We start from the raw sequence: 13,410 nt of genomic DNA, 5'->3' as shown, positions 1-13,410 counted from the left end.
TCAGCGCCTCTCGGTGGGGATCTGCTGGGTGATGCAGTGCACGCCGCCGCCGCCGAACGCGAGGGTGGGCGTCAGCACGGGGACGACCTTGCGCTCGGGCATGGCTTTGGCCAGCAGTTCCGCGGCTTCGGCGTCCTGGGGCTGTCCGGCGATCGGCAGCACGCATCCGCCGTTGGGCAGGTAGAAGTTGAGGTAGCCGACCTCGACGCGCTCGCCGTCGGCGTCGCCGTAGGCGGTCTGCGGGAGCACCACGATGTCGAGCGTGCGGCCCCGGGCGTCGCGGGTGGCTTGCAGCACGGCGAGGTTGGCGCGCATGCGGGCGTAGTCGGGGTGGCACTCGTCGTCGGGCAGGCTCACCACGACGCGGCCGGGCGCGATGTAGGCGGCGACGCCGTCGACGTGTCCGTCGGTCTCGGTGTCCTCCAGGCCTCCGTAGGGCAGCCAGATCACCTTCTCAATGCCCAGCGTGCGGGCGAGTTCGGCCTCGATGGCGGCGCGATCGGCGCGCGGGTTGCGGTTGGGATGGAGCAGGCACTGCTCGGTGGTGATGAGGGTGCCTTCGCCGTCGACGGTGATCGCCCCGCCTTCGAGGACCAGGCCCGAGTGCATCCGCTCGATGCCGAGCCGGTCCAGCACGAGGGCGGCGAGCTTGTCGTCGCTGTCGTACGGCCAGTGCTTGCCGCCCCAGGCGTTGAAGCGGAAGTCCACACCGAGGCGGTGGCCGCGGTCGTCGTGGACGACGATCGGGCCGCTGTCGCGGGTCCACGAATCGTCGAGCGGCAGCTCCACGACCTCGATGTCGTGGCCCGTCGTACGGGCGGTGAAGTGCGCGCGCACCGCCGCGGCCGTGCTCGGTGCCGTCACCATCAGCACGGGCTCGAACTCCGCGACGGCTCGGGCCACGGCCACATACTCGCTCTGCGCGGCGGCCAGCTGCCCGCCCCACAGCTCGCCGCGGTAGGGCCAGGCCATCAGGCAGCCCTCGTGCGGAGCCCACTCCGCCGGCATGCGCACGCTTCGTAGGGCCTGTGCACACATGGCGCACTCCTCTCACGGGCCACCACGGGTGGCCGGAATCCAGTAGGTGCGACTCAGAATGAACCCTGACTGAATTTTCAGTCAAGAGGTGCAAGTGATCGAATCCGCGGCAGGGTGGGCGAGAATGGCCGCGAAGAACCGTCAGGGAGGAACCCACAAGTGTCAGATCGCCAGCGCACCATTCTCGAAGCGGCCGTACGGACCATCGCCCGCTCGGGTGTCCGCGGCCTGCGCGTGGAAGAGGTCGCCGCCGAAGCCGGCGTCTCCACCTCGCTGCTCTACTACCACTTCAAGGACCGGGCCGGCCTCGTGCGCCGCACCCTGGAGTTCGTCAACGACCGCGCGGGCGACTCGGCCGACCCCGCGGCCGCCAGGGACCAGAGCCCCCGCGGCCTTCTGGAGCACCAGCTCCTGATGGAAATCCAGGACTCCCCCACCGTGCGCGAAGACTCGACCGCTTGGGGCGAGTTGCGCGCTGCCGCCGTGTTCGAGCCGGATCTGCAGGTGACCCTCGCGCAGTCCACGCAGGTGTGGGTCGAGGAGATCGCGGAGTCGATCAAGGCGTCCCAGCTGACCGGGCAGGCCCGCCGCGACGCCGATCCGTACGCCGCGGCGGAGCGCCTGACCTCGCTGGTCGAAGGACTCAGTGAGCGCTGGCTCAGCGGCTCGCTCGCCCAGGACCGTGCGGTCGTCCTGCTGCGTGGCGCCATCGACGTGGAGCTCGGACCGGCGCCGACGCAGCCCTGACCGTCCGGCGCGAGGTCTTCAGGGACGGGGTCACTGGCCAGGAGGCCGCCTTTGGCCTACCGTAGAGACTGACTAAATTTTCAGTCAGGAGATGCATGATGCAGATGTCCAGACGCCGGTCCCTCCAGGCGGCCTTCGCGGCCGCACTCGCAGCCACGGGGACAGCGGCCTGCGCGAAGAGCGACAGCAGCGGCGCTCTGTCCTCCACGCGCCCCCGTACGCAGCCCTCGGAGCAGGCGCACTGGCGCATGCCCGAGGAGTCGCATCCGCACGAGCTCACGTACATGGCGTGGCCCACCCGCGACATCTGGGGGCCGGACACCGCCGGCGTACGCGAGGACATCGCGGGGATCGCACGGGCCATCGCAGCTTTCGAACCCGTGACGCTCCTGGCCAACGAACAGGACGCGAAGACGGCACGACGCGCGTGCGGCACCGACGTCGACATCCTGGCCGTCCCGGTCGACGACCTGTGGATGCGCGACACCGGCCCCAACTTCGTGCTCGCCTCATCGGGCATCGCCGGCATCGACCTCAACTTCAACGGCTGGGGAGGCAAGCAGAAGCACGACCGCGATGGGCAGGTGGCCCGGAAGATCCTCCGCAGCGAGCGGATCGCAAGGATCCAGGCTCCGATCACCGGCGAGGGCGGCGGCATCGAGATCGACGGTCAAGGCACCCTGCTGGCCACGGAGAGCTGCTGGGTCAATGACAACCGCAACCCGGGAAAGTCACGCGGGGACATCGAAGACGCGATGAAGTCCCTGTACGGCGTCACCACGGTGATCTGGGTGGCCGGGGTGAAGGGACACGACATCACCGACTACCACATCGACGCACTGGCCCGCTTCAGCGAGCCGGGCGTCGTCGTCATGAGCACCCCGCCCGAGGACGCCCCCGGCGACGTCTGGACGAAGGCCTACGACCAGGCCCACAGCGTGCTGACGAAGGCACGTGACGCCCGCGGCAAGACCCTGGAGATCGTCGAGCTGCCGGAGCCGGCCGATCTGCGCGGCCACAGCCAGGACTTCCTCGCGAGCTACGTGAACTACTACGTGTGCAACGGCGGAGTCATCATGCCCCGCTTCGGCGACGCACGCGCGGACAAGGACGCCCTGTCCATCGTGAAGGACCTGTACCCGGGCCGCGAGGTGGTCCAAGTCCCGGTCGACACTCTCGGCGAGGGGGGAGGCGGCATTCACTGCTCCACCCAGCAACTACCGAAGGCCCTCTGATCTCGCCTGGCATCTGCCCGTGCTGCTTACTGATCGTTTCAGAATGAGTCAGTCTGGCTGGACGTCAGTCCTTGAGGCGGTGAAGGATCTGCGCGAACTCGCCGTTCTCGATCAGGCCGGTGAGGACCTGGGTCATGTTGCTGATGCCGGCGTCGCGGACGATGAGCCCGTCCGAGCACCAGAAGTAGCGTCCTCCCAGAGCTTCCCCGCTCGCCGCCCACCGCTTCATCAGCGTCTCAACGCGACCAACCGTGCACATGGTTGCGCTCCACCGAGATCCGTCCCGCAGACGCACCTCGACGTCAACGTCGTCCACCGCGTCGAGGTCCTCGTCGGCGTCCGGCAGGAACGCGGCTTCGAAGTGCTCGGTATGGACGCGGTACCAGGGTTCATCCCAGATGCCCGATGGTGTGCCGTGGCTCATCGGACGAGTGTGCCGGGCCGATTCACCCTCCTCAACTGCTTTGATCTGGCGCCCTTCCGGCGTGACCAGCGATCTTGTGCCCGATGATGTGTGGGAGCGGATAACCCCGCTGCTCCCGACCCGGCCGCCGCGACGTCACCGGTTTCCCGGCCGGAAGCCGGTCGACGACCGTACTGCACTGGCCGGGATCGTGTATGTCCCGCGCAAGGGTGTGTCCTGGGCGGACGTCCCGCCCGAAAGGGGCGGCTGCTCCGGGGTCGCCTGCTGGCGGCGACTGCGGGGCTGGACCGAGGCCGGGGGCCCGCCTCCATAGCGCCCTACTCATCGAGCTGCGGCGTGAAGGGCTGCTGGACAAGGACGACTGCGCAATCGATGGCTCGCACTCAGGGCCCTCAAAGGGGGAATCGCACCGGGCCTTCGCCGGTCGACCGCAGTCGCCCCGGTAGCAAGCACGATGTGATCGTTGACCGTCACGGCACTCCGCTCGCCGCCTCGAGCACCTGACCCGCGAGGATGGCCACATGGACGATCTTGTGAAGTTTCTCGTCGCACGTATCAATGACGACAACCACGCCTACGCCTACGTGGCCGGCACCCTGGGTGCCGAGGCCCTCCTCGACAGCCACCTCCCCATGCTCGATCTGATCGAGCAACTGGCGAACAACTACAGAGCCATGGAGCCCTCGGACTCCCGCACGGCCGGCCTGGCTTACGCGCTGCGAGTCCTTGCCCAGACATACGCCGAGCACCCCGCCTATCAGCTGGAATGGCGCCCATAGCGGCGACGGGGTACATCCCGCCCGAGCCGTGCGAAGCAGGCCCGATTCGAGGGTGAGAGTTCGTGCCAGGCGTCGCGGTGTGGGAGGGATCCGGGGGACTGGCCCTAAGCGGCAGGGGCGGCTGACACCTTCTGCAACGCGGCCACCTGACGGTGTACGAGGTCACGAGGGATGCTCACCTCGTCGCGGGTGCCGCTCATGTCATTGGTGGCGAACGTGACGAGCGTGGCACCCACCCGGACGACCCGCACCTCGGTCGCCAGAGCCGGCGTGTCCGGGACCGGAATCATCTTCGCCCGGAACGCCACCTCCTGGTCGCCCTCGCCGAGTCCCTCCGCCGCACGCACGTTGCTCCACTTCCCGCCCTCCAACAGGGTCGGAAAGGCGTGGCAGGTGCGCAGTGCGGCACGCAGGTCGTCCAGGACCAGCCCGGCGTCCTCGGCGGAGTACGCGGTGAGGAAGACCTGCCCCGCCACATGGTTCCCCGGCGAGACCGTCCCCTGCACCACAGCCTTGGGCATCCTCTGACTCTGGCCCTGCCCAGCCGCGAGGACCGGAGTGCAGTCCGCTGGACTGGCAGCCCCGGCACGCAGGGCGTTCGGCTGCCCGACGATGGTGGAACTCTCGGGCAGCGCGGCCGCCTTCAGCTCCCGTTGTGTCAGGACGCGCGCGGGTACAACCTTCTTCGACGGCTCGGCGGGCTTCGACGGTGCAGCCGCAGTGGTGTGCTCGGACGCGGCCGGTGCATCTCCCCCACACCCGCTCACCCCGGCCAACACGCATACCGCCGCGGCGAGCGTGATGGCCCTGCTTCTGTATCTCGTGTCGTTTCCCATATTTCCCTCCCCTGATGGATGGGTTGGATCTTACGGGGCCAGGGGCTCAGTCTTGAGACATGGAGGCGGTCTCCCCGAAGGCTTTCGGCGGCTGGGTTGTGTCTCATTGGTCAGCGCCGTGCCCAGACGAGGATGGTGGCGAGGTGGAGCGCGGCCTGACGGTTGATGCACCGCCGGGTGGACGGCCACCTCGGCGGCCCCGCCTCACACGGTGGCCGATTCGGTCCGACGGCGGAGTCGACCGACACGGTCCATGGTCGACGGCCGCTACCTTGATGTGACGCTCGTGCACTGCAAGTACTCCTCCAAGCCCACCCCCGGAGCACACCTGGAAGACCTGCATGAGGCGCACCCACCCGGCCCCCGGCAAGCTCTGCCGGTCCTCACAGGTCGGCTTCCAGTGCCTGGCGTCGCTCGGTCACCCACGTCCGGGCGGCGTGGATCTGGTCCGGGACGCCCGCGCGGACGAGGTCCTCCAGGGCGGGGTCGCCGTCACGGGCGCCCGCCCTAATGCCGTGGGCGGTGCGTTCCTGCCACCACAGGACCGTAGGGACAAGGCGTCCCCGGTCGTCGACAGTGAGCCCGTAGGCGTCGGACACCAGGCGCAGTCGGCCGGCGGCCCACGCGGTGTCCGTTCCGGGGCCGAGACCGAGGAACTGCCAGCACAGGTGGGCCACGTCGTGGATACGCAGGCCGGGAGAGGCCAGGTCCCAGTCGATGAGGGCGACCGGCTTCAGCAGCGTCCCGTCCCGCCGGTACACGGTGTTGCGGGGCGAGAGGTCGTTGTGGCAGACCACCTCGCCGCCCTCGGCCAGCGGATGCCCCTCTGTGACGTCGTGTGCGCGGCGCACCAGCGCGCACACCTCGCGCAGGGCGTCGTCGGTACGGAGCGCCGGATCGCCTCCTTCCAAGGGGACGTACCCGGCCACGTATTCCAGCATCTCGCGCCCCTGCGTGTCGCTGCCCAGGTGCCGGGGCGCGCCCGGCCAGGTGTGCTCCTCGAAGAGGCCCAGGAGCCGACGCACGTACGGAGACCGGGCGGTGGGGCTTTTCCGGACGGTCCCCTCGACGAGCACTGCGCCGTTGACGTAGCCGCCGGGGAGGGGTTCCTCAAGCATGGGCGAACGGTTCTCCTTCTGAGGCGTCGTGTTCTGAGGCGTCGTGTTCTGAGGCGTCGTGTTCTGAGGCGTCGTAGCGCGTGGCGGGTTGTTCCGGGACCGGCGGTCGCCCCGTGAGCAGGCCGCGTCCCACTCCCATATACCGGTAGCCGGCGTCCTTCATGCCGGACGGGTCGAGCAGGTTCCGTCCGTCCAGGATGACGGGAGTGCGCATGGTCGGGCGCACGGCGGGCCAGTCGACCTCCAGCAATTCGGGCCATTCGGTGACGACGAGGGCGGCGTCGGCCTGCGCCAACGCCTGGGCGGGGCTGGGGAACCGGCTCACGTGGCGCCAGGGGGTGCTGTCGGGCAGCTTCGCCAGCGGGTCCCAGCAGCGCACCTCGGCCCCCTCCGCGAGCAGGCGGGCGGCCAGCACCGTGCTGGGAGCCTGGCGCATGTCGTCGGTACCGGGTTTGAAGGTCGTGCCCAGCAAGGCGATGCGGGCCCCGTCGAGTCCGCCCAGGGCGGCACGGAGGCGGATGATCGGCCGGCGGTGCTGGAGCTCGTTGACCTCGATCACGGCGTCCAGGAGGTGCGGGGAGTGTCCGGCGTTCCGTGCCATCTGCTTCAGTGCCTGGGTGTCCTTGGGGAAGCACGAGCCGCCCCAGCCGATGCCGGCTCGCAAGAAGTGGGGACCGATGCGTGGGTCGAGGCCGACGGCGCGGGTGACGTCGACGACGTCCGCACCGACCAGGTCGCAGATGGCGGCCATCTCGTTCGCGAAGGAGATCTTCGTGGCGAGGAAGGCGTTCGCGGTGAGCTTGACCATCTCGGCGGACTCCACGTCGAGGGTGATCACCGTGCTGGGGATGTCCTTGTGCAGGTCGGTGACGCAGGAGGCGGACTGCTCGTCCCAGGCGCCGATGACGATGCGGTCCGGCCGGAGGAAGTCGGAGACGGCGGTGCCCTCCGCGGTGAACTCGGGATTGGAGGCGTATCCGACGTGTCGTAGCCCGGCTCGATCGAGGGCGGCGCGCACCCGGGCCCCGGTGCCGACCGGAACGGTGCTCTTGACGACGACCGCGGTCAGGTGGGTGGCGTCCCGCAGGGAGTGGACCACGGCGAAGACCCGGCTGAGGTCCGCGTCCCCGGCCGCCGTGGGCGGGGTGTCCACGCAGATGTAGGCCACCTCGGCCCCTCGGACCGCCTCTCCCGCGTCGACGGTGAAGGTCAGCCGGTCGGCGTTGTGGGTGAGGAGCGTGTCCAGACCGGGTTCGTACAGCGGCGTGCGACCGGCGCGCAGGGCCGCGACGGCCTCGGCCCGGATGTCGCACACGGCAACGCTGTGTCCCAGTTCCGCGAAGCAGGCTGCGGTCACCAGGCCGATGTAACCAGCCCCGAATACGGCGATCCTCATGGCTTTCGGTCACCCTTCTTGTCGATGCTCGGCGCGGTGGTGCGCGGGGTCGGGCGGTGCGCGGCGGACCCGTGGTGGGCGTGCCAGAGGCGGGCGTACTCGCCACCCTGCGCGAGGAGGGTGTGGTGGTCGCCCAACTCCGTGATGCGGCCTTCCTGGAGAACGGCGATCCGATCGGCGGCCCGAGCGGTGTGCAGGCGGTGCGCGACGGTGATGAGCGTGGAGTCGCCCAGCCTGTCCGCGAGGAGGCGCTCCAGTGTGGCGGCCATGGTCCGGTCCAGGTCGGAGGTTGCCTCGTCGAGGACGACGATGGGCGGCGCGGCGATGAGGACGCGGGCCAGAGCGATCTGCTGGGCCTGCCGGGCGTCGAGAGGGGCTCCGCCCGCGCCGACCCGCGTGGCGAGACCGTCGGGCAGAGCGGCGAGCCAGGAGCCGGCGCCGACCGCGTGCAGGGCGTCTCGGAGGTCGTCGTCCCGGGTCTCCGGCCGGGCCAGTGCCACGTTGTCGCGCAGCGTTCCGGCGAAGACGTGCTGGTGCTGTTCGACGACGGTGACGAGGTTGCGCACCGTCGCGCTCGGCAGGGAGTCCAGGCGTACGTCGTCGAGCCGGACGGAGCCGCTCTGCGGTTCGCGCAATCCGGCGAGCAGTGTGGCGAGGGTCGTCTTGCCCGCGCCGCTCGGCCCGACGAGGGCCAGGTTCTCCGCGGGCGGCACGTGCAGGTGTACGTCGTGCACGACGGTGTGCCGGCCGTCGTGGGAGAAGGTCAGCCCGCGGGCGGTGAGCGCGGGGCGCCGGGGAACGTGCGGGGGCTGCGGGGGCTGCTCCGGGGGGACCGGGATGCCGAGCAGCCGGACGAGTGCCGTGTGGGCGAGGTGCAGGTCGTCGACGTAGTAGGACACCCGGTTGACGGGTTCCGCGAACTGCTGGGCGTAGACGGCCGCCGCGGTGACGGCGCCGACCGTGGCCGCCCCGTGCTGGTGCAGGACGAAGCCGGTGACGAGCACGGCGGGCAGGGGGAGCAGGCACACCATCCCCAGCGTGGGCAGCCATACGGTGCGCAGGTTGAGGGTGCGCACACCGGCCCGGAACCAGCGGTCGATGTCCTCGGCCGTGCGTCGCTCGCGCACCGCGGCCAGATCGAGGGACTCCACGGTGCGGGGGTGCGAACTCGTTTCGATCAGGCCCTCGCTGAGCCGGGCGTAGGCACGCGCCTCGGCCAGGTACCACTGCGGGGCGCGGCGCAGGTACCAGCGGCAGAGTGTCCCCGCGAGCGCCAAGGAGAGCAGGCACGGCAGCAGGTACAAGGGCTGGAGCACGGCCAGGGCGACGACGGTGATCACCACGGTGAGCAGGGAACTGACGAGCTCGAAAAAGGTGAACCGAAGGTTCTTGGACAGGGTGGTGATGTCTCGGGTGGTGCGCGTCAGCAGATCTCCGACGCCCGCGCCCTCGACGGCCGCGGTGGGCAGGGCGACGGCCCGGGACATGGCCTCCTCGCGCAGTTCGGCCAGGAGGTCCTCGCCCAGTGCGCGGGCTCGTAGCCGTGCCTGCCGGGTGAGCAGGGTCTGGAGGAGAAGGAGGAGCGCGCCGAGGGCGACGACGGGCGCGACGGCGGTGTCGGTGTCGTGCGCGACGGCCGCGGCCACCAGGTGTCCCATGATGGGTCCGACCCCGAGCCCGGCGACGACCGACAGTGCGTGGATCAGGAGGACGACGCTCAGCGGGCGCCGTCGGTCGCGGCCCACCGCGCGCAGGTATTGGGCGACGCCGCGCTGGTCGGCGACGGGAAGAGTGACGTTCACGCCGGTGTCTCGCCCGCCCTTCCGCTCCCGCCCGCCGCGCCGCTCGCGCCCGTGGTGGCGGGGACGCCGGTGACCGTTCGGGTGGTGTCGGCGAACGTGGCGAAGGCCGGGCTGTCGGTGACGACGACGGTGGTGCGTCCGCGCCGGTGGGTGGCCAGCCCCTGGGCCATCCGCAGCTCCGTGTGCGCGTCGACGGCCTGGGTGGGGTGCAGGAGGATCAGCACCTCGGGATCGGCGACGAGGGATCTCGCGACCAGGAGCCGCTGGCGCTGGCCGCCGGACAGGGTGTGCCCGCGCCCGCCGACCCACGAGGCGAGACCCTCGGGGAGGGTGCGCAGCAGGTCGGTGGCGCTGACGGCGGCGAGGGCCTCGGTGATGTCCTGGTCGTCGTGGTGCGCGTGCGGGTCCAGCACGTCGCGCAGCGTGCCGGCGAAGAGGCCGGAGAGCGGGGTGGTGAGCACGACGGTGCGGTGCAGGGACGCGGGGTCGAGCCGGTCCAGGGGGATGCCGCGCAGTCGCGTACCGCTGGGGTGGTATCCGGCCAGTTCGTCGGCCAGCCGGGGGGCGAGGGCCGCGTCGTGGACGGAGAGGACCACGAGCGAGCCGCGGGGGACCGTGATCCCTTGGGCGGGGTGGTGGAGTTCGGGTTCCGGCACCGTCGCCGGGGGGAGGTCCCGGGTGCCCCCTCCGTCCGTGGCCGGGGTCAGGACCGCGATCAGTCGGTCGGCGGCGACGAGAGCCTTGGCCGCCTTGTCGTAGAACTCCGCCGCGGTCTGTAGGGGGACGACGAGGAACGCCGTCAGGCCCGCGAGCGTCAGCAGGGTGCCGGGGCTCATCGCGCCGTCCAGGGCGAGGCGTGCGGCGATTCCCAGGGTGAGCAGGCCGAACAGGCCGGGGAGCAGCACATTGGCGGAGTCGACGATGGTCTCTGTGCGGCTCAGCCGTACGGCGATGGTGCGGGCTCGCTGCGAATGGCGCCGGTAGCGGCTCAGGAAGTGGTCCTCGCCGCCGGTGCCGCGGAGCACGCGGAGCCCGTGGATGGCGTCGACGGCGGAGACGCTCAGGTCGTCGACGGTCGTGCGCAGTGCCTGCTGCCCCCGCGACAGCGGGCGCATGACGGGGCGGATGCCCAGGACGAGCGCGGGCGTCACGAGGAGGATCAGGGCGCCGAGCAGCGGTGTCGTGGCCAGGAGCAGGAAGGAGACCGCGGCGAAGGAGACGAGGGCTCCGGCGGCGCGCGCCGCGATGCGCAGGAAATCACCGATGGGCGCGATGTCTCCCACGGCGACCCCGGCCATGCCGGCGCCGTTGTCCTGTGCCGCGTGCCTGCGGCCTTGGGCGCTGTGCCTCGCCACCAGGAGCATGACCCGGCTGTTCGCCGTGCGGGCGCTGCTCTCCGAGAAGCGGTTGCGCAGCGCGCCGCAGGCGTGGAGGGCCAGGGCGAGCCCGGCCAGGGGCGCGCAGCCGATGAGGGCGGTGCGCGTGGTGGCGCCGGATGCGGCGAAGAGATCGTCGACCTGCCGGCCGACCAGGACGGGGAGGCCGGCCTGCGCGAGCATCCATACGATGCCGAACAGGCAGGCCGCGGTGATGGTGCGGGCCTGCTGCCCTGCCAGCCACAGCAGGAGCCGGGCCGGGGAGCGCAGATCAGGCCCGCCGGCCGTGCTCAGGCGGGGTCGGCGCATGCGGGGTCCGTCCCGTCGGCGGGCCTGGTGGTGGGGCTGACCGTCATGACTGGTCGAGGGCGCGCAGGCTGTCCGAGAGCATCCTGGTGGGGACCAGTACCTGGCCTGCGGGGTCGGTGTCGGCGAACGGGACGGCCGGGACCAGCTGGGGGTCGCGGCTGCGGACGATGTCATCGTGGGTGGCGCTGGAGACGATCCCCGCGGCCCGGTCCGGGTGGACGAGGTACTCGAAGTCGGTGTAGCGCTGGGCGTAGGTGTAGCGGCACGGGGCGAAGGCGTCGGGGATGTGTCCGCTGAGGTGCGCGCGACGCAGTGCCTGCCACTTCTCCCCGTTCCAGATCTCCTCGAACGTGTTGTCCTTCAGGGAGCCGAGGGTGTACTCGTCGCTGCCGATGAGGTGGTCGCAGAATCCGACGGCTCCGTCGTAGCGGACGTAGGCGTAGCTCCAGGGGTGCATGCACGCCGGTGTCCGGACCATCTCCGGGAGCGCGAGGGACGGGTCGGGAGCCGCGCCGAGCTGCACGACGACTCCGTGGGCGCGTCCGGCCTCGGCGGCCCGCACGTATGCCTCCTGGGTGCGGCCCAGGTCCTGGCGCAGGTGGGAGGGGTCGTCGAGGTGGGCGACGAGGGGGTGAATGACGACCGGGGAGATGTCGAGGCGGGCCGCCAGGCGCACGATGTCGGGGAGTTCGTCGAGGTTGTCCATGCTGGACACGACGTTGAAGTTGACGTGGTCGCGAGGGACGCCGTACCGGTCACGGGCCGCCACCAGCGACGCACAGGTGCGTTCGAGGCGGTCCAGGGTGCCGCCGGCCCGGAGCTTGTCGAAGAGCTCGGGGGACGCGGCGTCGCAGGAGACGGTGACGATGCCGTGCCCGCGCATGAGGGTGTCCCACACGGCGGGTCGGTTGATCTGACCGTTGGTCACGACCCGTACCCGTACGCGGTGTTCGAGTGCGCGCAGCACCAGGTCGCCGAATCCCGCCAGCATGGTGCTCTCGCCCCAGCCGCGCACGTCCACGAGGTGGGCGTCGGGGAAGAGTTCCTCGGCGAGCCGGTCGAAGACCTCCTCGTCCATGTTGAGGGCGGGGTCGTACTTCTCACCGAAGCGGCACATGGGGCAGCGCAAATTGCAGTTCTGGGTCAGTTCGACGAACAGCGCGAGGGGCCTGCTGCGCAGGACCGTGGCACCCTCGCGGTACTCACGGATGTTCAGTTCCTGGTTGTCGCGGCGGCGCTGGGTCATGTCGAAGGGGTGCACGGGAATGTCGAGCAGCCGGTCGTCGGCTCGCATGGTCCTTCTCCTGGCGTCGTGGGGCGTGGGTGGGGACGGGTGGGGAGGGGTGTGGGGCGCCGTGGCGGTCCGCGGGTTCAGGCGGGTCCGCCGAGCAGCGTCAGGGCTTCCTGCACCTGGGCCGAGTTCTCCAGCGAGGGCAGGGCGTGCGGGCGGCCGGCGACGGCGCGGGCGAAGTGGTCGAGCATCGCCGCGTACATGTCGAGGCCCGGGTGGACGGATTCGTACCGCTCCCCCGTCGCGCTCGTGCGCACGAGTCGGCCGTCGCCGGTGCCGGGGTTGAAGCAGTGGTCCAGGACGAGACTTCCCTTGTCGCCGCGCACGGTCAGCCGGGACTCGTACCAGGGCAGCAGGAAGCTGGTGCTGAAGGACGCCGTCGCGCCGTGGCCGTAGTCCAGGGCCCCCGCGGTGTGCATGATGACGCCGTTGTCGTCCCGGTGGACCGTTCCCCCGCCGTCGTGCGGTCCGTGTCCGTAGACCTGGTTGGCGGCGTCGACCAGGTAGCAGCCGAGGTCCAGGAGGGAACCGCCGCCCAGGCCGGCGGTCCTGCGGATGTCGTCCGGATCGTCCAGGGTGAAGGACAGCGCGGCCTCGACGCTGTGGACCTCGCCGACGGCGCCGTCCCGCAGTCCCTGGAGCAAGGCCGCGAACTGGGGGTGCGTGCGGTACATGAAGGCTTCCGCGACGGTCCGGTCCGCCTTGCGCGCCGCGGCCGCGATCCGTTGGACCTCCTCGACGGTCGTGGCCATGGGTTTCTCGCACAGCACGTGCTTGCCCGCGTCCAGCGCGGCGAGGGTCCAGGGCGCGTGCAGGGCGTTGGGCAGCGCGATGTAGACCGCGTCGACCGCGGGGTCGTCGAGCAGCGCCTGGTACGAGGTGTAGGCGCGGGCCGGGCCGGCGAGGCGCTGCGCGGCCTGCGGGCGGCGGGAGGCGACGGCCCTGACGGTGGCTCGCGGGGAGGCGGTCATGGCGGGCAGCGTGAAGTGTTCGGCGATGCGGGCCCCGCCGAGGACGCCCCAGCGCAGTGCCGGGAGGTGGTCGGTCATCGCGTATGTC

General features: G+C 70.8%; 12 protein-coding genes and 2 pseudogenes. 4 read left to right on the top strand and 10 right to left on the bottom strand.

Annotated features, from left to right (window positions below):
* The gene (locus tag ACIP5K_RS19425) at positions 1–1,008 is read right to left on the bottom strand and encodes an agmatine/peptidylarginine deiminase (protein ID WP_401411024.1); all 1,008 of its coding nucleotides are present in this window, start codon (positions 1,006–1,008) and stop codon (positions 1–3) included.
* A gap of 189 nt (positions 1,009–1,197) precedes the next feature.
* On the opposite strand from ACIP5K_RS19425, the gene ACIP5K_RS19420 reads away from it, so the two are divergent.
* Both ACIP5K_RS19420 and ACIP5K_RS19415 read left to right on the top strand, forming a co-directional pair.
* On the top strand, positions 1,198–1,785 hold the full coding sequence (locus ACIP5K_RS19420; protein ID WP_401411023.1) for a TetR/AcrR family transcriptional regulator: 588 nt from the start codon (positions 1,198–1,200) through the stop codon (positions 1,783–1,785).
* A gap of 98 nt (positions 1,786–1,883) precedes the next feature.
* Positions 1,884–3,020, top strand: a complete 1,137-nt coding sequence (locus tag ACIP5K_RS19415; protein WP_401411022.1) for an agmatine/peptidylarginine deiminase — start codon at positions 1,884–1,886, stop codon at positions 3,018–3,020.
* A 64-nt stretch (positions 3,021–3,084) separates the two neighbouring features.
* On the opposite strand, the gene ACIP5K_RS19410 is transcribed toward ACIP5K_RS19415, so the two are convergent.
* Positions 3,085–3,444 carry a hypothetical protein gene (locus ACIP5K_RS19410; protein WP_401411021.1) on the bottom strand — a complete coding sequence of 120 codons (360 nt, stop codon included), beginning with the start codon at positions 3,442–3,444 and terminating at the stop codon, positions 3,085–3,087.
* Between the two features lie 61 nt (positions 3,445–3,505).
* Here ACIP5K_RS19410 and ACIP5K_RS19405 point away from each other — a divergent pair.
* Together ACIP5K_RS19405 and ACIP5K_RS19400 are read left to right on the top strand one after the other, a co-directional pair.
* Positions 3,506–3,945: pseudogene (locus ACIP5K_RS19405) on the top strand (transposase); the annotation flags it as partial.
* A 20-nt stretch (positions 3,946–3,965) separates the two neighbouring features.
* Positions 3,966–4,223, top strand: a complete 258-nt coding sequence (locus ACIP5K_RS19400; RefSeq protein ID WP_401411019.1) for a DUF6221 family protein — start codon at positions 3,966–3,968, stop codon at positions 4,221–4,223.
* A 104-nt stretch (positions 4,224–4,327) separates the two neighbouring features.
* Here the strand turns inward: ACIP5K_RS19400 and ACIP5K_RS19395 are convergent, their stop codons facing one another.
* The 8 genes and pseudogenes from ACIP5K_RS19395 to ACIP5K_RS19360 form a co-directional block, all read right to left on the bottom strand.
* Positions 4,328–4,744: a hypothetical protein gene (locus ACIP5K_RS19395; protein ID WP_401411017.1), complete on the bottom strand. Its 417-nt coding sequence runs from the start codon at positions 4,742–4,744 to the stop codon at positions 4,328–4,330.
* A gap of 425 nt (positions 4,745–5,169) precedes the next feature.
* A pseudogene (locus tag ACIP5K_RS19390) lies at positions 5,170–5,291 on the bottom strand (IS5/IS1182 family transposase); the annotation flags it as partial.
* Positions 5,292–5,442: 151 nt separating this feature from the next.
* Positions 5,443–6,177, bottom strand: coding sequence for a phosphotransferase family protein (locus tag ACIP5K_RS19385; RefSeq protein WP_401411015.1), 735 nt, complete (start codon positions 6,175–6,177; stop codon positions 5,443–5,445).
* Complete coding sequence (locus ACIP5K_RS19380; protein ID WP_401411013.1) at positions 6,170–7,573, bottom strand: UDP-glucose dehydrogenase family protein; 1,404 nt, start codon at positions 7,571–7,573, stop codon at positions 6,170–6,172. Before ACIP5K_RS19380 ends, ACIP5K_RS19385 begins: the two co-directional genes overlap by 8 nt.
* Positions 7,570–9,375 carry an ABC transporter ATP-binding protein gene (locus tag ACIP5K_RS19375; protein ID WP_401411011.1) on the bottom strand — a complete coding sequence of 602 codons (1,806 nt, stop codon included), beginning with the start codon at positions 9,373–9,375 and terminating at the stop codon, positions 7,570–7,572. The genes ACIP5K_RS19380 and ACIP5K_RS19375 overlap by 4 nt, the downstream gene beginning before the upstream one ends.
* Entirely contained in the window at positions 9,372–11,060 is a 1,689-nt protein-coding gene (locus tag ACIP5K_RS19370; RefSeq protein WP_401411010.1) for an ABC transporter transmembrane domain-containing protein, read from the bottom strand. The genes ACIP5K_RS19375 and ACIP5K_RS19370 overlap by 4 nt, the downstream gene beginning before the upstream one ends.
* A 43-nt stretch (positions 11,061–11,103) precedes the next feature.
* Entirely contained in the window at positions 11,104–12,354 is a 1,251-nt protein-coding gene (locus ACIP5K_RS19365; protein ID WP_401411008.1) for a radical SAM protein, read from the bottom strand.
* A 77-nt stretch (positions 12,355–12,431) separates the two neighbouring features.
* Positions 12,432–13,400 (bottom strand): Gfo/Idh/MocA family oxidoreductase, encoded by a 969-nt coding sequence (locus ACIP5K_RS19360; RefSeq protein ID WP_401411006.1) that lies wholly within the window; start codon positions 13,398–13,400, stop codon positions 12,432–12,434.
* Between the last annotated feature and the right edge of the window lie 10 nt (positions 13,401–13,410).

The sequence above is a fragment of the Streptomyces sp. NPDC088785 genome (genome assembly GCF_044750685.1).
GTDB lineage: Bacteria > Actinomycetota > Actinomycetes > Streptomycetales > Streptomycetaceae > Streptomyces.
Note: the sequence above shows the minus strand (reverse complement) of the source record. Positions and strands in the feature narration are given on the sequence as shown.